The organism is Enteroscipio rubneri (genome assembly GCF_963929405.1).
GTDB classification, from domain to species: domain Bacteria; phylum Actinomycetota; class Coriobacteriia; order Coriobacteriales; family Eggerthellaceae; genus Enteroscipio; species Enteroscipio rubneri.
In genome coordinates, this window is the sequence record NZ_CAWVIN010000003.1 from 1,144,334 (window position 1) to 1,162,501 (window position 18,168).

At 65.0% G+C, this 18,168-nt stretch carries 7 protein-coding genes; 4 read left to right on the top strand and 3 right to left on the bottom strand.

Annotated elements, in window-relative coordinates:
• The first annotated feature begins 61 nt into the window (after positions 1 to 61).
• Positions 62 to 2,701, top strand: coding sequence for a LuxR C-terminal-related transcriptional regulator (locus tag ABGT83_RS11750; protein ID WP_346687735.1), 2,640 nt, complete (start codon positions 62 to 64; stop codon positions 2,699 to 2,701).
• A 327-nt stretch (positions 2,702 to 3,028) separates the two neighbouring features.
• Here ABGT83_RS11750 and ABGT83_RS11755 read toward each other — a convergent pair whose 3' ends face one another.
• Positions 3,029 to 7,861, bottom strand: a complete 4,833-nt coding sequence (locus ABGT83_RS11755; RefSeq protein WP_346687737.1) for an InlB B-repeat-containing protein — start codon at positions 7,859 to 7,861, stop codon at positions 3,029 to 3,031.
• A gap of 155 nt (positions 7,862 to 8,016) precedes the next feature.
• Between ABGT83_RS11755 and ABGT83_RS11760 the strand changes: the two genes are divergently transcribed.
• From ABGT83_RS11760 to ABGT83_RS11770, 3 genes are all read left to right on the top strand, one after another.
• The gene (locus ABGT83_RS11760) at positions 8,017 to 10,572 is read left to right on the top strand and encodes a LuxR C-terminal-related transcriptional regulator (RefSeq protein WP_346687738.1); all 2,556 of its coding nucleotides are present in this window, start codon (positions 8,017 to 8,019) and stop codon (positions 10,570 to 10,572) included.
• 361 nt (positions 10,573 to 10,933) lie between these two features.
• On the top strand, positions 10,934 to 12,379 hold the full coding sequence (locus ABGT83_RS11765; protein WP_157938902.1) for a helix-turn-helix transcriptional regulator: 1,446 nt from the start codon (positions 10,934 to 10,936) through the stop codon (positions 12,377 to 12,379).
• 221 nt (positions 12,380 to 12,600) lie between these two features.
• The gene (locus ABGT83_RS11770; RefSeq protein ID WP_346687740.1) at positions 12,601 to 14,301 is read left to right on the top strand and encodes an FAD-binding protein; all 1,701 of its coding nucleotides are present in this window, start codon (positions 12,601 to 12,603) and stop codon (positions 14,299 to 14,301) included.
• 81 nt (positions 14,302 to 14,382) lie between these two features.
• Here ABGT83_RS11770 and ABGT83_RS11775 read toward each other — a convergent pair whose 3' ends face one another.
• The gene (locus ABGT83_RS11775; RefSeq protein ID WP_346687742.1) at positions 14,383 to 17,175 is read right to left on the bottom strand and encodes an ATP-binding protein; all 2,793 of its coding nucleotides are present in this window, start codon (positions 17,173 to 17,175) and stop codon (positions 14,383 to 14,385) included.
• A gap of 208 nt (positions 17,176 to 17,383) precedes the next feature.
• Complete coding sequence (locus ABGT83_RS11780) at positions 17,384 to 18,163, bottom strand: pyridoxal 5'-phosphate synthase glutaminase subunit PdxT (protein WP_346687744.1); 780 nt, start codon at positions 18,161 to 18,163, stop codon at positions 17,384 to 17,386.
• Positions 18,164 to 18,168 lie beyond the last annotated feature (5 nt).

Consider the following 18,168-nt stretch of genomic DNA (forward strand, 5'->3'; position numbering starts at 1 on the left):
GGTATGAGGGTTTTGGGCTATACTGGGCTCCGTGAATCGGTCGAAGAGGGCGGGTGCTGAAATGAGGGCTGTGAAGTCGGGCGAAGCCGAAGGGGAACAAGACGGCGCCCGCGCGTGCGACCCGTGCTCCGAGTTCATATTGAGCGATAAGTTCGCCCCGGCGACCCTCCCCGACGTGTGCGCGCCGCGGCTGCGCACGGTGGATGCGATCGAGCGCGTCTCCCGCAAGCGCTTCGTATACGTTGCCGCGCCTGCGGGTAGCGGCAAGACGATCTCGACGCTTCTCTGGATCGAACAGGCCAAACGGTCGACGGTGTGGATCGGGCTCGACCGCTACGACGACGTGCCCTCGGTGTTCTACAAGCTGCTCGCGACGGGCCTGTACTCGACGCAGCCCGAAAACGCCGCCATGCGCGCCATGCTGGTGGACCCCTCGTTTTCGGCGTCACCCGTCGAGCACGCGATGCGCCTGGTCGAGGCGATGCAGCGGCCGCAGCGCCGCAGCGCGGTCGTGTTCGACGACTTCCATCTCATCGAGAACCGCGAGATCGTCAAGTCGCTGCCCTCCGTGCTCCGTCTGCTTCCGAGTACGTTCGCGGTGCTGCTCCTGTCGCGCACGCCGCCGCCCAATGCATGGCGCGAGTCCGATGCGGAGACCGCGCCGACCGTGCTCGGCGCCTCGGAGCTCGCCTTCTCGAAAGACGAGATCAGGCAGTACTACAATGCGCTCGGCAGGTTTCCCACGCCCAGCGAGGTGAACAAGCTCCACACCGCAACCGAGGGGTGGGCCATCGGGGTTGCGGCGCTCGCGAAAGCCGGGCCGGCTGCCTCCCTTGAGCACGGGCGCATGCTCGAACACTATTTCGCCGAGCAGGTATGGAGCACGTGGGACGACGACCTGCGCGCGTTCTGCCTGGCGACGAGCATCGCTGACGAGTTCGACGGGGAACTCGCGCGCCTTCTGACCGGGCGCGACGATGCCATCGAGGTGATGGGCGGCCTTGCGCGCACGAACACGTTTCTGATGCGCCTGCACGGCGATACGTATCGCTTCCACCATCTGTTCCTCGATTTCCTCAGACAGAAGGCGGAATGCGAGCGCACCGACCACGCCGAGCTCTGCAAGCGGGCTGCCGAGCATTTCCGCGTGCGGGGCGATTACACGCGTGCGCTCAGGTTCTGGCTCGAGAGCGGCGAGTTCGGCGGAATGGACACGTACCTCGTCTTGTTCCTTTTCGAGAACAACCGAGGCTCGGTTGCCGATTACGCCGACTTCCTGCGCACGCTTGATATCGACGCGCTTCCCGATTCGGCCTATCGCGAGTGCCCGCCTTTGCGCGTGTTGGCCGCGTGGTTCGCCTATCTCACCAGCCAGCGCGAGCGTTTCGAGTACCATCTCGACGAGCTGTACCGGGCGCTTCCCCGCATCGCCGCATCCGATCCGCGGTTCGTGGAATTCGCCATCCTCGCATACAGCGTCGATCATCGCACGACTATCATCGAGAAGGCGAAGCGGTTCGGCTTCTTCGCGCGGTTCGTCAAGCGGTTCACGCCCGAAGGGCTTGCGACCAAGATCGCCTCGTTCACGCACAACCTTCCGTATCCGCACCGCAGCAACCTCGACTACTCGGCCATCGCGCTCGAAAAGGGGGGAATGGATCTGCTCGGACGGACGTTTTCCCCGCTGCTCGGCACCGAATGGCGCTACATCTACCCGCTCATCCCCGCGTGCTTCGACTACGAGCGAAACCGCCTGTCAGAAGCGCTTTCGGGCTTCGAAAGCACGCAAGCCGCGCTTATCCCCGAAAACAAAGAGGACGGGCGGCTGTGCGTCATGCTGATGAAGCATGCGACGTTGTGGCAGCTCGGGCGCGCAGCCGAGGCCGACAGCGCGCTTGCCGAGCTTGCGGCGTACGCGGCCGGCGAGGCCCCCCATTTCCTTCCCAACCTGAAGGCGTACCGCGCGAAGCTCGCGCTGTTCGGGGCCGACGAGGACGCTGCGCGCACCTGGCTTGACGAGTACTTCGTCACCGAGACGAACCGCATCGAGCTCGTGCGCGTGTTCCAGCACTTCACCACGGCGCGGGCGCTCGTCGTGCTCGGCCGCGCAAGTGAAGCGGAGGCGCTGATCGAGAGGCTTCTCGCGTTCGGCCGCGACTTCAACCGCCCGCTCGATGCGGGCGAGGCGGGCGCGCTTAAGGCATCGCTTCTGTGGGCGTCGGGTCGAACCGACGAAGCGGCTCATGTGCTTGCGGAAGCGCTCGTGACGCTCGGGCCGTACGGGTTCGTGCGCGTGGTCGCCGACGAAGGCGCATCGGTCGTCCCAGTGCTCGAACATCTCGCTGAGCAGGGAGAACCGCACATTCGCGTCGACGGCGCGCCGAACGGCTTCGGGGCGGACGGCGCACCCGATTCCGCCTTCGTGGGGCAGGTGCTCGCGGCAGCGCGCGAGCGCGCGCAACGGTTCTGCGGCATGACGGCGCGCTTCGGCGAGAGCGAACAGACGGTGGCGCTTTCGCCGCAGCAGAAGCTCATGGTTGAGCTGCTCTCCCGCGGTATGAAGAAGCCCGAGATCGCCCAGCGGACGGGGTTGTCGCTGTCCACCGTGAAGAGCCACATGGGCGCGCTCTACCAGAAGCTCGGCGTGCACAGCGCCATGGACGCCGTGCTGAAAGCGCGCGAGCTGGGACTCGTGGAATAAAGTTCGGCCGGAGGGCCGTCGTCTCATTCATACATGACGGGCTCTTTCGGCCCTGCCAGTACCACGTCGGATCGGGAAGCGGCGAGGTCTTTCAGCTCATCGGTGAAGCTGCCGATGCTGAACAGCGCAAAGGATACCGTTCGTCCCTGTTCGTGCTATGAAACTCGCTTGGCTTTTTTCTCGAGGTTCCGATCTCCTGGTTCTTTTGAAGTTGCATTTTCTCTTTTTCGACTGCCGGTGCAAGACGCCCGAAGGGCCGTACGACGTCGCTTGCGGCGTAAGGCCCTGTGCGGGGAACGGCCGATAGGGATATGCCTCGCGTCATCCCTACCGATCGCCCCCCTTTCCACGGAAGCCGAGCGATGCGGCCAGGGCGGCGCCGGCCGTTACGGCGGCTACGGCTAGGAAGTGAAGCGGGCCCTGGTCGCCGGTCTTGGCGAGGAGTTTGGGTTGCGCGGGGTCGCTCGAACCGGGCTCGGGTTCCGGCTGGGCGAAGTCCGCGTAGCCGTAGAACGCTTCGTCGCCGATGCTGCCTGCCGGTATGGAGCCCGGCGCCTTTTGCGTGAACAGCGAGTCCGCGTACCAGGCGTTCGTGCCCGCTTTGGCGCCCTCGAACGTGGGCGGCGCGAGGGGCAGCTCGCCGTCGAGCACCGTGTGGGAGGTCGGGTTTCCTGCGGGGTTCTTGCCGATGCCCGCGAAATAGAACAGGGGATACTCGATGAGCCTCCACTTCGCGTACAGGCCGATGTCGCCCGTCGCGCCGCGGGGGATGACCGTGACGGGCTGCGAGAACGAGCTGTCGGCGAACCATCCCTCGAACGCGTAGCCCTCCTTCGAAGGGTCGCGCAGGGTGACAGTCGTGCTGTCGTTCATGAGCGTAACGGGGTTGTCGGCGCTGTTCGTGCCGCCGTCCAGCTCGTAGGAGACGGCGTACTCGTCCTGCGACCAGGCGCTGTACACCGTCGTCTGGCCGGGGCCGGACGCGAACGGGGGTTCAAACGGGTTTGCCAGGTCGGCATCGGTGAACCAGCCATCGAACTGGGCGCCCACCATTGCGGGGGCGATGCCAGGCAGGGGCATGTGCTTCGTGAGGGCGTACGTCGGTCCGCCGGGCAGAAGGCCCTCGGTGTCGCAGGTGAGCAGGTGGGCGGCACGCTCTGGCAGGACCACGCCGTAGTTGATGATGAAGTACTCGTTGATGGGCAGCACCTTGTTCACCGTGGGGCTGTCCAGCGAAAGGCGAGCCTCGACTTCGAACACCCGCGCGCCGTCGCCTCCCGAAGGAGTAAGGGGCCAGTAGCTTGAGCTTGGATCGGAGGCGGGATAGTCGCCTTGAAGCGTATGCAGTCCGTCTGTGAGGGCGAGGTCCTTGCTCGTTCCGACATTGCGGCTGCCGTTCTCGTAGGTGTACCTGGAGAGGGTGATTTTGCCGAGGCATGGATCGCCCACAGCGTCCTTCACGGTGAAGGTCATGTCGAATGTGCAGCCATAGGGGACGAAGAACTCGTCGCGGTGCTGGACGATGGTGCTGCCGTCGGTGGGCGTCAGTTCGAGCGTGATGGTCGGCACCATCCTGAGCGTCGCCGCAGCTGCGTCGGGGTCGGCGATTGCGCTCGTTAGCTCGACGCCCAGCCGCGCCGGTTGCGAGCGCACCGTCGGCACCACGCCGCTTGCGTTGACCGTCCGGTCCATCACGTCCACGCAAAAGAGCGTTCCGGTCCACTGGGTTTTGGCCGCGTCGATGACGTAGTCGGGTCCCGTTTCGCCTACGATAGGTTTCCATTCCGCATAGGCATTGTTGCTTGTGTCGAGGTAGAACCACTGGTAACTCAGGGCCTCGCCGCGCTGGGAGTGCGCCTGCACGGAGAACGTGGCGGGGGTCCCTCCGAACACGGTCACGCTTTTCGGCTGCTCGTCGATGGCGGGGACGTCGCCGCCTATCGTGGTGCCGACGATTGCCGGGCTGTAGGCGCTCGGGTTGCTCTGGCCCAGGTCATCGTAGGACTGGAACCGCACCTGCCGGGTGTCGCCCGCGGCGAGGCCGTCTTCGATCCAGAACCTGCCCGTGTCAACGCCCATCACGTTGCCGGTGGGCACCGTCCACGTGCTGTTGCTCGTGGGCAGCGCAACGCCGTAGGCTCCTGCGGGGCGGGTGGTGTTGTTGCTCCAGGCCCAGATGATGCTGTGCTCGTTCGCGCTGTAGGCCATGGGGTAGAGTGGAAGGCTCTTCGGCGCGGCGCCCGACCCGGTTCCCTCCACCACGTAGCCGATGACGAGCGGGTTCTTCGCCACGGCATCGGTCTGCCACACGGCCAGGCGCGTGGCGTAGGAGTATTCGTTCCCACCGTGCGTCAGATAGGAAAGGGGGTGCAGCGAGGGCAGCGACGTGGAGAACTGCGCGCCCTTCGTCTGCGAGGACACCCAGCTGGCGCCGCCCGTCGCTTCGGCCTTCCATCCCGCGTGGCCGCTCACGGACAGGGCGATGCCGATCGTCTCCTGGGCTTGCACGGCCAAGGACATGCCTCCGCCCACGGTTATGTCGAACCCGTTGGTGAACTGGGACGTGTCGGTTACCGTGATCTCTGCCGAAGCCGTCGAGCCCTTGTCGGCGGCAACCTGCACGTTGGGGCCCGCGAGCAAGGCGTTGCCGTTGTTGTGCACGTTCGCGATCTGGCTCGTTTGAGTGGGATAGGTGGTAGGGTCGCCCTGCGTGTGCGGGAACACGGCGGCCATGTCGATGGGCGGCACGTCCGGAGATCCCACGTTCGCCGCCGCATTGTTGTAATCCTCGAGCGTCATGAGCCCGAGGGTGGAATCGTAGGTGTTGTCCACCTTGTAGGCCACGTGGACGTTTCCCGCTTTGGTGCCCACCTTTTCCGGCCCCCACTGCTTGCCGGGCGCGGCGTGCTTATTGTATTCGTCGAGATAGTCCTGCGTGACCGTGAACTCGGGCACGTACACGTCGTACTCGTAGACGACCACCGGCACCGCCGACGTCACGACCATGGTCCTGCCCGCGTACTCCTGGTAGGCGAGCGCGCGTTCGACGTTGCGCTCATGATAGTAGCTGCCCACGTAGTTGAGCATCGCCTCGAAATCGAAGCCGCCGCCCAACATGGCGCTGTTTCCGAGGATCCCGGCGCCCAGGAGCAGCTCGGCGGACATGTTGAAGCCGCCGCCCAGGCCCCATCTGCCCTCGGTGCCCGCCGATTCGGACGACGAGATGCCGAAGGTCGTGGTGCCGATGTCCGTTTTCTCCTCGCCGAGCCGCTCGTCGGAGAGCTCGCTCCAGTAGGGCACGCTGGCCAGGATGGCGAGGGGTTGCGGCGCGCTCCAGCCAAACGATTTGGACTTCAGCGCGAACTTGAACGCGTTGTTCTTGTTGATATCGCAGGTGGCGATGGTCAAAAACGTGCCGTTGTCGTCGGTGCTCGCGTTGTGGATGAAGCTGGGATCGGTGTCCTCGGTTGCGAGCTTGCCGCTGCGCTCCAACACCCAGCGCACGTCGAAGGTGACCTTGTAGTTGCTCGATTCCACCGCCCCGCTCTGCACGATGAGCTGCTCGGTGCCGATGTTCGTTTTGGCGAAGTTGCCGGATACCGCTTTGGTGATGAAGTGGTTGCGGTTGCCCGTCAGGTTCATATGGTACAGCGAGGTGAAGCTGCCGTCCCTGAAGTGCGCCGCCTCCGAATCGCCCTTCTTGTTGGTGGACGAGAGCGAGAACACGTACCCCTCCAAGAAGAGCAGATCGTTCGCCTCGGAGCGCAGGAACTTTCCCGTTGCGAGCGCTGCGGGCGCGCACATCTCGTACTGCACGAAGATATCGCTGAGCGCGGGCACTTCCTGCGGGACGTCCCAGACGTACTGGTAGATTTCCTTCACCGTGTCGAACGTGAACATCTGCACGAGGTTTTTCTCCGGAACCATCCAGCCCACCTGGTCGCCTTTGCTGTAGGCGTTGTAGTGGCCGGCCATGATGAGCTCGGGTACGCCGTTGCCGTTGAGGTCGGTCTGCAGCGTCGAGGCGAACCGCATGCGATACGACCCGAAGTCGGGGATGTAATGGTAAATCCGCTCGAGCCGGGGCCGTGTTTCCTTGGTCTTTCTCGAATAGATGGCCATGTATGAGAACGGGCTGTGACTTCCGTAGCCGTTCTGGTAGGTGAGCGGCAGGCTCAGGGTGACAACGAGGTCGTCGTAGCTGCCGTGCGAGAACGTGGCCAGGTGGACGATGGGCATGCGCCAGTCGCTGGAGCTGGTGCTGAAGCTGGTGTTGATGTCGCCGAGGTAGAGTCTCTGCTCCTCGACGAGTTCTCCCTTTGAGGAATCGAAGCGGTAGACGATGATGAAAGGATTGTAGGACCAGGGAGTGTAGATGGCGAGCTCCTGGTTTCCGTCGCCGTCGAAATCGCCGCCGACCATGGCAAGCAGCCCGAGCGAGCCCTCCTGCTGGATATGCTCCATGATGAGTGGGTTGTCTTTCACGGTCAGGTCTTCGTGGGCTCTGGCCAGTGTTTGAACCCGTCCGTTCGCGAAGCGCTGCAGCTGGATGTCCTGCCCGCTTTCCCGATCTTTGCCGTGGCGTGACTTATAGGTGCCCGTGTAAATGGTGTTCGAAACGATGAGCTGCTCTCCGCTGTGTTCGAGCGTGCACGCGTTGTTCGCGTGGTACTGGTATTCCTTCCAGTTGGTGTCGAGGGAGGTCGACCCCAGGGTTTTGTGTGCCATGCTGTCGAGCTTCATCGAGGATGCGGTGAGCGCCTCGAGGCTGTCGGCGACGTAGGCGTTCCCCTTGTCGTAGCCGGTTCGGTTCATGTAGCCCACGTAGAGGTTCTGCGGGTCGAGCGTCGTGAAGCCTGCGAGGGGATCGCTCGACGTGTCGTCGTTGAAGTCGGCCGGCGCGACGGAGGTGTCCAGGTTGAAGGCGCGGTACGACGAGGCGTCGGGGAAGTAGTTCTGCGCGTTCGCCTGCGACGTTGCAGCTGCGGCTGCGGCGTCGGCCGATGCGGGCGTCGCAGCGTCGAGCGCCGCTTCGTCCGCGTGCGCGCGAGGGATGAGCGGTCCGACGGAGCCGAGCGAGCATGAGATCGCCACCACGCCTGCTCCTGCCACGAACGAGCGCCTTGTCAACGTTATGCTGCTGCCGTGTTTCTCGGACATGCCTGCTCCTTGCGTACGGGGTTGAAACTCTAACGATGCAATCGTGTTTCGCTTCGAATATACGCTCGGGAGGGGGTCGGCGCTATCATACGGTATGAGGTTTTAGGGTATACTCTCGGTAAAAAAGACGGGTTGCGACGGCGGAAGGGGCGGCGGTGGCAGACGATCTCATCCTCAGCGACAAGTTCGCTCCGGCGGCGCTGCCGGACGTGTGCGCGCCGCGCCTGCAGGTGGTGGATGCCATCGAGCGCGCCGTGCGCACGCGGCGCTTCGTGTACCTGGGCGCGCCGGCGGGCAGCGGCAAGACGGTGTCGGCGCTGCTGTGGCTGAAGCAGGCGAAGCGCGCGTGTGTGTGGATCGGCCTCGACCGCTACGACGATGTTCCCTCGGTGTTCTACAAGCAGCTGGCCCTGGGCCTGTTCTCGGTGCAGCCGGGTAACGACGGTCTGCGCGCTGTGATCGAGGAGTCCGGGTTCTCGCTTTCGCCGGTGGAGCACCTGGTTCGGTTGCTGGCCGAGATGACGCCGCTCGAGCGCCGCTACGTCCTGGTGCTGGACGACGTGCACCTCGTAGAGAACCGGGAGATCCGCAAGTCGCTGCCCGCCGTGCTCAAGCGCCTGCCGCGGGCGTTCAGCGTGCTGCTGCTGTCGCGCGGCGTGCTGCCTGCGGAGTGGGCCGCGCTCGGCGCCGACGGCGGCCCGGCCCTGCTGGACGCGGCCGACCTGCGCTTCACGGCCGACGAGATACGCGGCTACTTCCAGGCTCTCGGCCGCGACCTCGCGCCCGTCGAGGCGGGCGCCCTGTTCGACGCCACCGAGGGGTGGCCCATCGGTGTGGCGGCGCTCGCGAAGTCCGACCGCGCGACGAGGGGCGGCAGCAGCACGCTGTTCGCGAGCTTCTTCGAGGAGCAGGTGTGGAACACGTGGGACGAAAGCCTTCGTGCCTTCTGCGTGGCCACCAGCGTGGCGGAGCAGTTCGACCCGGCGCTTGCCGAGCTGCTTTCGGAGCGCGCCGACGCGGCCGCCGTCATGGAGGAGCTTGCGCGCACCAACACGTTCCTCATGCGGCTGTCGGACACTCTGTACCGCTACCACCACCTGTTCCGCGACTTCCTGCGCGAGAAAGCCGCCGAAGAGGGCGTCAACCGCGCCAAGCTGTGCAAACGTGCCGCCGAGTTCTTCCGCGCGCGTGGCGACTACACGCAGGCGTTGCGGTTCTGGCTGGAGAGCGGCGATTTCAAGGGTATGGACACGTACCTCTTGCTGTACCTGTACGAGAGCAGCAGCGGCTCGGTGGCCGACAGCGCCGACTTCATGGGCACGCTGCGGCTGGACGATCTGCCGGACCGTGCGTACCGCGACTGTCCGCCGCTGCACATCCTGGCGCTGTGGTACGACTACCTCACCGGCCAGCGCGAGCGGTTCGAGCACCATCTGGACGAGCTGTACCGCGCGCTGCCGCGCATCGCGGCCTTCGACCCGCGGTTCATCGAGTCCGCCACGCTCTCGCATAGCATCGACCACCGCACCACCATCATCGACAAGGCGCGGAAGTTCTCGAAATTCGGGCGCCTCATCAAGCGCTTCACGCCGAAGGGCCTGGCCACCACACTCACGTCGTTCACGCAGAACCTGCCGTACCCCCACCGCAGCAACGTGGACTACTCGGCCATCGCGCTCGAAGAGGACGGGATGGAACTTTTGGGCACTACGTTCGCGCCGCTGCTGGGCACCGAGTGGTGCTACGTGCGCCCGCTCATCCCCGCCTGCTTCGAGTACGAGCGCAACCGCCTGGATGCGGCGCTTGCGGGCATCGACGAGGCGCGGCGCGCGCTCGTGCCCGAGAACAAGGAGGACGGCCGCGTGTGCATCGGCATCATGGAGCATGCGGTGCTGTGGCAGATGGGGCGCGCGGACGACGCCGCCCGCGCGCTGGCCCAGCTGGAGGCCTACGTTGCGCAGCAAGCGTCGCAGTTCTTGCATAACCTGCGCGCCTACCAGGCGAAGCTCGCGCTGTTCGACGCCGATGCCCGCGCGGCGCGCTCATGGCTCGACGAGTATTTCGTCGTGGAGGCCGAGCGCATCGGCCTCGTGCGGGTGTTCCAGCACTTCACGACGGCGCGGGCGTACATCGCGCTCGGGCGCGCGGAGGAGGCCGAGGCGCTGCTCCGCGACCTGGTCGAGTTCGGGCGCGGCTTCAACCGGCCGCTCGACGTGGGCGAGGCGGGCGCGCTTTCGGCGTCGCTGCTGTGGGCGCGCGGCCGCAAGGACGAGGCGGTGGACGCGCTGGCGGAGGCCCTGGAGGCGCTCGCGCCCTACGGGTTCTTCCGCGTGGTGGCCGACGAAGGCGCATCGGTGGAGCCGGTGCTGAAGAGCTTGGCCGCGCGCATTGCACGCCCCGGCTACGACGGCCCGCTCGAGCGCGGTTTCGTGCAGGAGGCGCTGCTGGCCGCGCACGAGCGCGGCCGCCGGTTCCGCGGCGTGTGCGCGAACCTTGCCGCGCCGCGCGCCGGCAAGCCGGTGAAGCTGTCCCGCCAGCAGGCGCGCGTGCTGTCCCTGTTGGCGCGCGGCCTGCGCACTCCCGAGATAGCCGAGCAAACGGGCCTGACCGTCCCCACCGTGAAGAGCCACACGGCCGCGGCCTACCAGAAGCTCGGCGTCCACAACGCCATGGACGCCGTCCTCAAGGCCCGCGAGCTGGGGCTGCTGTAAGGGTCGCGCTACGCGCGCTTGTGGTGCGCGAGCACGCGAAGCGCGACCCTTACTCGATGCTCAGGTGCTCGGGGCTTCGCTGCGGTGAGTACTCGGCGGGCTGCCGGGTGGAGGTCGAAGGGCCGCTGTCAGTCCCGCTTGGTGCAGCGGCGCCTTTCTGCGGCGAGGCCGATGGCGAGGACGGCCGCTCCCGCCGTGCAAACGAGCAGATCGAGCAGGCCGCTGTCGCCGGGCGCTGCCTAACCGAACCAGCTCCGGCAGCTGGCGGCGCATGCTGCACCGGCCAGGCGATGACCAGGCAACGATTTCGTACAGTGTTCGTGGCATAGCCTATAATGGGGCCTTCGGGAGGAGGGGATATATGGTAGATGCGCTACTGCGCCTGATTGCGCCAAGAGAGCTTGCGCTCTCCTTCGTACTCGTCCTCGTCGCTTTCTGCTGTCGCGTCGACAACGCGTTCATGATGATGCTCGATTTGCACGGTGTCGTGCCTGCGTTCCTGACGTCGCTTTCTGCGGGAGTTCTGGCTGGCTGCATCGTTACGGCTTGGAGGCCGACGCGATCGAATCGCGGCCAAATGGCCTGGATCAGCGCTTGCACTGCCAGCGGGGTTGCCGGCTTGACCGCTGCGGGTTTCGTGCATGCGCTGCCCTCCTTGTGGTGCGCGCTGGCCGCGGGCGCTCTGCTGGGCTTCGGACTCTCGTGTATGCTCTGCCGGTGGTGGGCGCAATATGCCGCGCTTTCTCCAGCGCGGCTGCTTGTGACGATGAGCGTGTCGGTTCTGCTCGCCTCCGTGCTGTGGTACCTTCTGAAGCAGGTGGGGACGTTTCCGGTCACGTGCTTCTGCCTGGTCGTGTGCGCGCTATGCGGGGGCTTGCTGCTGCTCGTCTCGCTTGCTGCGTCCGGCAAGTCCGACGAGGACGCATCCTGTGAGCAGGGTGCTGCGCCGTCGGACGAAGCGAGCCCGGTCGATGCGCGCGCCGCGTTCCGCACGCCTGCGATTGCAGCGGCCGTCGGTCTGCTCTTCAACTTCTTCACGCTGGGGCTTACGTTCTGGCCGGCTGCTGCGGGGCTGTCTTCGTCGTCTGCGACATGCAAGCCCGTCTCGTACCTGCTCGTGCTGGCTGCTGCGGTCGTCGCAGCGCTGCATATCCCGTCCCAGCGGCGCGCCGTGATCTCGTTCTCCCACATGGCGCTGCCCATAGCCGCCGCCATCGTCCTGGCGAGCCCGTTCGTGGACATCATCGTCGATACGAGCGCCATCCCGCTCTATTCGCCGATCACCTACGTGGGCATCGCGCTGTTCAACGTCCTTGGACTTGCGTTGCCCCTGTGCGCGGTTGCGCGTAGCTCCCGTTCGATCGCCCGCATGGCGGCGGTATACCTTGCGGCCTGCGCGCTGGCCCTGGGCGCAGGCATGGCGGTGTTTCGCGTGCTCGGCCAGGGAGCGCAGGTGGTGTCGCTGTGCATCATGGCGGGGTACTTGGCGGGCCTCGTGATCGTTTCCGTGCGTAGTGCCGCAGGTCGCATCGACCGCTTCGATGCGGAGCGGTCGAGGGAGGGCGGCTCGGACGAGCCGTCCGATCGACGCCAGACTGCCTGCGCGCGGATCGCCGAGCAGTACGCGCTCTCCCCGCGCGAGACGGAGATCCTGCGCTTCCTCGCGCGCGGGCACGGTGCGAAGTACATCGCCGAGCGTCTGTTCATATCGGCCGATACCGTGCGCACCCACTGCAAGCGCATCTACGAGAAGACCGGCGTCCATGCGAAGGACGAGCTGCTCGAACTTGTCGAGCGCGCCGAGTAGGAGCGCTACCTAGGCCCGCCGCCCCATTAACATGGAGCAGGAGGCACGCTCCCCCCGAGCGTGCGTATCGTGCCGTAGTACCCCGAACCGGTGACAAGCTGAACGCGGAATACCACGGTGCGGGGACGGACGAAAGCCCCCTTCCTGCGTATACTCCTCAGCATTCCCCTTCCGCCTGCGCGGAAAGGAGAAGGAAGCTACGAATAGAGGAGGGATACGGTATGGAGGGCATCAGCAGAAGGTCCTTTTTGAAGGGCGTCGGCGTTGTCGGGGCGACGGCTGCCATGGGGGCGGGGCTCGCCGCGTGCAGTCCGGCGGCCGAGCCGAGCACAGGCGGGTCGGACGCGGTCGAAACAGCTTCGGGTATCGGCGTCGTCGTGGACGCGGCCAGCACCGAGGAAGCCGACATCGTCGTGGTGGGCTCTGGTATCGGCGGGTTCATGGCGTCGATGATCGCCAAGGAGCAGGCGCCGGGAGCCACGGTGGTCATGCTCGAGAAAAACGCGAAGCTGGGCGGCAGCACGAACTACGCCGAATGCAACGGGCCGGCTACCAATGTCGACGAAGCCGAGGCGCGCTTGAAGGGCCTCGACGCCGCAGCTAAGACGGGCTACATCGCGAATTCCATCCTGCATGCCGAGCGTATGAGGGAACAGGGCGACAACGCCGACTGGCTATTCGCGAAGCACGGTGTGGGCTGGTACCGGGCCGGCGTGGTGTTCTACGAAGGCGGCAACGGATCTTCGTGCATCTCCACGCTCACTCCCATCGCCAAAGAAGAGGGCGTCGATATCCGCACCGAGGCGCGGGCCACGGCATTGCTCACCGACGACGAGTACACCGTCACGGGCGTGCAGTACGAGAACGCCGAGGGCGACGTCGTGCACATCGCGGCGAAAGCCGTCATTTTGGCCACTGGTGGCATGAGCACGAACAAAAACCTGCTCGGCCAATACTCCAGTCAGGACATGGACAAGATCATCGGCTGGGGCGAGGGCCAGGACGGCGATGGGCACCTCTTGGCAGAGCAGACCGCGCATGGGCGTGCGAACCATCTTACGGTGGATTCGCTATTCAACAATGTCGGCAACGGCACCGACTCTCTCGCCTACGACTCGCCGCTCGGCGTATCGGCCGCCATGCAGTACAGCAACTGCTTCGTGAACGAGTACGGCATCCGCTTCTGCGACGAGTCGGGAGGCGGCGCGCTCGGCACGGCGGAGAGCGGCAAGCTCGTGGAGAGTCAGGGCTACGTGTTCTCCATCATGGATTCGGCCAACATCGCCGCCTACGAAGCCGGCGGCTGCGAGCGCCACTACTCGGGATTCGCCGATGCATGCGTGGGAGCAACGCTCGATTTGCAGAGCGAGCTTGCGCAGTACGAAGGCGTGGACTATATCTTCAAGGCCGACACCCTCGAAGAGCTGGGCAAGGCTATCGCTGCGAAGGCGGACACGTTTGCCGTTGAGGATTTCCTGGCGGAGATTGCGGCATACAACGGGTACGCCGATGCGGGTGCCGATGCCGCCTATGGCAAAGACGCCAAGTACGTGTGGAAGATCGAGCAAGGCCCCTTCTACGCGTTCCAGATTTGCTCCGGCATGCTGAATACGTCCGGCGGCATCCGTATCAACCGCGATGCGCAGGTCACCGATGCGCGCGGCAAGGCGATCGACGGCCTCTACGCGGCTGGCGTGTGCACGAGCGGTTGGGATGGCGAGGTGTACGGCGGCGGCACCTGTCAGACCGTGGGCATGTGGGCCGGCAGCAGGGCCGCGCGCCACGCGGTAGAGCACAAGCTGGGCGGCACGGTGGCAGATGATTGGATGGGCACGGAACGCTCGCAGGATCCCTCCGAAGCGCAAGGGCCGCAAGGCGGCGACAGCGCCCAAGGCGGCGAGGCTGCGCTCGGCGACCTGTAGTCCTTGACACAAAGCCCCGTTTTCCTGGGTGGCGCGGCGAATCGGCCTGCTGGGTCGGACGCGGCGCCGCCCTGCCTCCTATCAGGATTCTTCCTGCAGCAGCTCGTGCAGCGTGCGGTACAGGCGGGCGACGTCAATCGGCTTGCTCAAAAAGCCGTTCATGCCGGCGGCGAGCGCCCCATCGATGTCTTCCTGGAAGGAGTTCGCAGTCATGGCCACGATGGGCACGACTGCGGCGTCGGGACGGTCGAGCGCGCGGATGGAGCGCGCGGCTTCGAGCCCGTCCATGACGGGCATGCGGATATCCATGAGCACGGCTTGGAACGCGCCTTGCCCATGTTGGGAGAACAGCTCCACCGCCTCAAGCCCGTTGCTCGCTCGCGTCACCTGCGCGCCCTGCAGCTCCAAGAGGCTCGTTGCAATCTCGGCGTTCAGATCGTTGTCCTCCACAAGCAGCAGGTGCGCGCCGGACAGCGTTTCGTCGAGCTCGTTCGGGGCTTCTCCTTCTTGGGGGGTGCCGTACGGCAGCGTGATCTCGAACCAGAACGTGCTGCCCTCGCCCGGTGCGCTTTCGAGCACCAGATCGCCGCCCATGAGCCTGACGATGCTCCTGCTGATGGGCAGGCCCAGACCCGTTCCCTCACTGCGCGACGAGCTGGTTCCCGACTGTTCGAAGGCTCCGAAAATGCGCTCGTGGTCTTCCGGGGAGATGCCCGCTCCGTCGTCCGTCACGCGGAACAGGAAGGTGGCTCCGTCGTGATCCGACGCCTTCTCCTGTACCGCCAGCTCCACGGATCCGCCTTTTGGCGTGAACTTCAAGGCATTCGAAAGCAGGTTTGTGAGCACCTGCCGAAGCCGGACGACGTCGCCGGTCAAGCCGCTATGGGTCACCGAGAACGCAAAGGTCAGGGCGATTCCCCGCCGTTCGGCCTCGTGATCCATCATGGTCTCAAGCTCATTGAGCATCTCGACGAGCGAGAACGGCTCGCTTGCGACGGCTAGCATGCCGTTGTCGATGCGGCTCATGTCCAGCACGTCGTTGATGAGGTTGAGCAGATAGCGCGAGGAGGTTCGCAGCTTGGCGAGATCCTCTTTCACATCGTCAGGCACGCCTTCGGCTGTTCCCGCCAGCTCAGCCAGTCCCACGATGGCGTTCATAGGCGTGCGCATTTCGTGGCTCATGCGCGACAGGAACTCGCTTTTCGATCTGCTGGCCGCTTCGGCTTCTTCGACCTTCGAGCTTGCGATGGCGGTGCGGACGCGCGAGTGCATCGTCGCGATGACGGTCGTCAGAATGAAGAGGAGGACAATGACGATCGCTCCCAGCGTCTGTACGGGATGGGTGTACAGCAGGTCGCGCAACGTCAACGGCACTGTGCCCGTCGATACCGTGTTCCTCCCGACGATGGCGTCAAGCTGCTCGTCGGAGAGATTGGTGACGGTCTTGTTGGCAATGGTCAGCAGATTCGTGTCCGCCGGCTTTGCGAAAGCAAAGCTGACACTGATGTCGCCGAGCAGCGAGACTGCCACCACGTTATGGAACGCGTGCTGCTGCATCTCGTTCTCGATCCAGCTCGTCGCACCGTACAAACAGTCGATCTCCCCCCGATCCACCGCCTCCAGACCGTCGAATATGCTGCGGAAGTACTGGACGTCCGCAGCGTCGATGCTGTCGGGAAGATCCCTTCCTGCAACGACGCCGAACTTCAAGCCCTCGGATGGGTAGCTTACCGATTTGTTTCGGACCACCAGACTGTTCATGGTCATGTACGGTCGAGACAGCGAAAGGCCGCTGGCGGATGCGTCGGTCTCGCCTCCCATGAAGAAGCCGGCCATGTCGGCTTCGCCGTTGCGGACTGCATCCAGCGCCTCCTCGTAGCTGTCGGCTTCGACCAGCTCGAACGTCAAACCCGAAAATGCGCTCATCTCCTTCAAGAGGTCCGGAACGATCCCGTCATGGACGCTGCTCTCGGTGTTGGCGCAGTAGAAGGGATGCAGATCGGTCGGCACGACGACTTTCACCGTCTTGCGATCTTCGATGAAAGCACGCTCCTCCTCGCTGAGCGACACCGGCACGCCGCGGTCCGCAAAGTATTTGTCGGCCAGCTCGTCGGCGAACTTCGGATCGCTTTCGTAAATCTTGCCCAAGGCCCAGTCGAGTTGCTCCAGCAGCTTGGTATTTCCGGGCGCTGTCACGATGTAGTGCGGCTGGGCGTCGAAATAGGCGACCGGGCGGTACGCGCCCACGTCGTCGCTGGCGCTGCCCAGCACAAGGTCTGCTTTCCCCTCTGCCAGGATGCTCGCCATACCTTCGTCTGCTATCTGTTCGGGAGCAAACGGCTCGATCGTGCATGTCAGCCCGTTCATCGAGAGGAAGTCTTTCAGGCGGCGCACGTTCTCGGTCGCGATCGCATTGACCCCGATGGTTTTTCCATTCAAGTCGCTCAGGTTGTATCCGGACAGGGAGTCGTTGTCCCAACGTGCCAGCAGCACGCTGCGGGAATGGCCCGTGCTGTAGCGCGGGTAGGAGAAGTACTGCTCCATGCTCTCGGCGTAGTAGACGCCTCCCAGCAGGTCGAAGTCGTCGTTCGCCAATTCTGCTGGCAGGTTCGCGCCGTCGGTGTCGACGTACTCGTAGTCCCAGCCCGTGTACTTTGCGATCTCGTTGAGAAAATCAACGACCAGGCCGGTTCGGTTCCCCTGCTCGTCGACCATCATGAAGCCTTCGGCTTGCGGGAACCCGACACGCACGGTGCGCGGCTCGGGCTCGCCTGCTGCTGCCGGGGTGGCCGCGACCAAGGAGAGGGCAAGCGCGACGAGCACGATTGCCAGAGCCGCGCATGCGGGCAATGGGCGGTACGCGGTTCTATTCATGGATCTTCCGTTCTCGCAACCGACAATCCTGCGGGGCCGCTTGAGGCGGCTGTGCCTGGTCGTCAGTATAGCGCGCCTGGAGAGCCGCGAGCCCACCAGTGTGGTCGAAGGCGAAATGCGCAACAGCGAAGCGCCTGGCCGCGCGCATGCGGATGCGGCGGCCGGCGAGCTTCGTTTTCGCAAGGGAGTATGCGCGACGGCTGTGCCCCTAGGCGGCTGTGCGCACCCCTTCCACGAGGGCGAGGAAGCGTTCGTAGACGACGTTCGAGTCTTCGAGCTCAGGATGGAAAGCGCATCCGATCTGGTTTCCGGCCTGCACGGCCACGGGAACGTCGTCCACTACGGCAAGCGTGCGGGTTCCATCGCGCACGGATTCGATACGCGGAGCCCGGATGAACGTCATAGCTACGACGCAGGGCGGTTCTCCTTCGTCTCCGAAGGGGGCGAGCGTGCGGAAGCTTCCGAGTTGCCGTCCGTAGGCGTTGCGCCTGACGGTGATTGGCATGGTGCCGAAGGCGCCGCGCGCCATGGAGCCTTCGGCTGCCGCCTCGGAAGCCGTTCCGTCCTGCATGCTGCCCGCAAGAAATTGGGTGGAGACATCGGCAGTCACGCGTTCAGCGAGAAGGATGAGCCCGGCGCAGGTGCCGAGGGTCGGCATGCCGGATGCGATGCGCGTTCGAAGAGGTTCGAGCATGCCCAGGTCGCGGAGGAGCTTCGCCTGAGCTGTGCTTTCCCCGCCTGGGAGCACGAGTCCGTCGAAGGGGCGTGCGAGGTCGGCTCCGTGCCGCAGTTCGGTGCAATCGCAGCCGAGCTGCTCCAAGCGGCGTTCGTGCTCGACAAACGCACCTTGCACGGCCAGGACGGCGACGTTCGGCTTTCTTTTCCGCACCGTTGCGCGCTGCCCGCATGCGGCTGCGATCGACGAGCGGCTGCTCCCGGCTTTCGCGCGGACGTTTTCAATCGCCGTCTGGCGGGCGGGCGTGTCCACCGTCC

Excerpts from the sequence above, each read along its gene's own strand:
- ABGT83_RS11755 (WP_346687737.1), bottom strand. The coding sequence starts at position 7,861 with ATGTCCGAGAAACACGGCAGCAGCATAACGTTGACAAGGCGCTCGTTC.
- ABGT83_RS11750 (WP_346687735.1), top strand. The coding sequence starts at position 62 with ATGAGGGCTGTGAAGTCGGGCGAAGCCGAAGGGGAACAAGACGGCGCC.
- ABGT83_RS11765 (WP_157938902.1), top strand. The coding sequence starts at position 10,934 with ATGGTAGATGCGCTACTGCGCCTGATTGCGCCAAGAGAGCTTGCGCTC.
- ABGT83_RS11770 (WP_346687740.1), top strand. The coding sequence starts at position 12,601 with ATGGAGGGCATCAGCAGAAGGTCCTTTTTGAAGGGCGTCGGCGTTGTC.
- ABGT83_RS11775 (WP_346687742.1), bottom strand. The coding sequence starts at position 17,175 with ATGAATAGAACCGCGTACCGCCCATTGCCCGCATGCGCGGCTCTGGCA.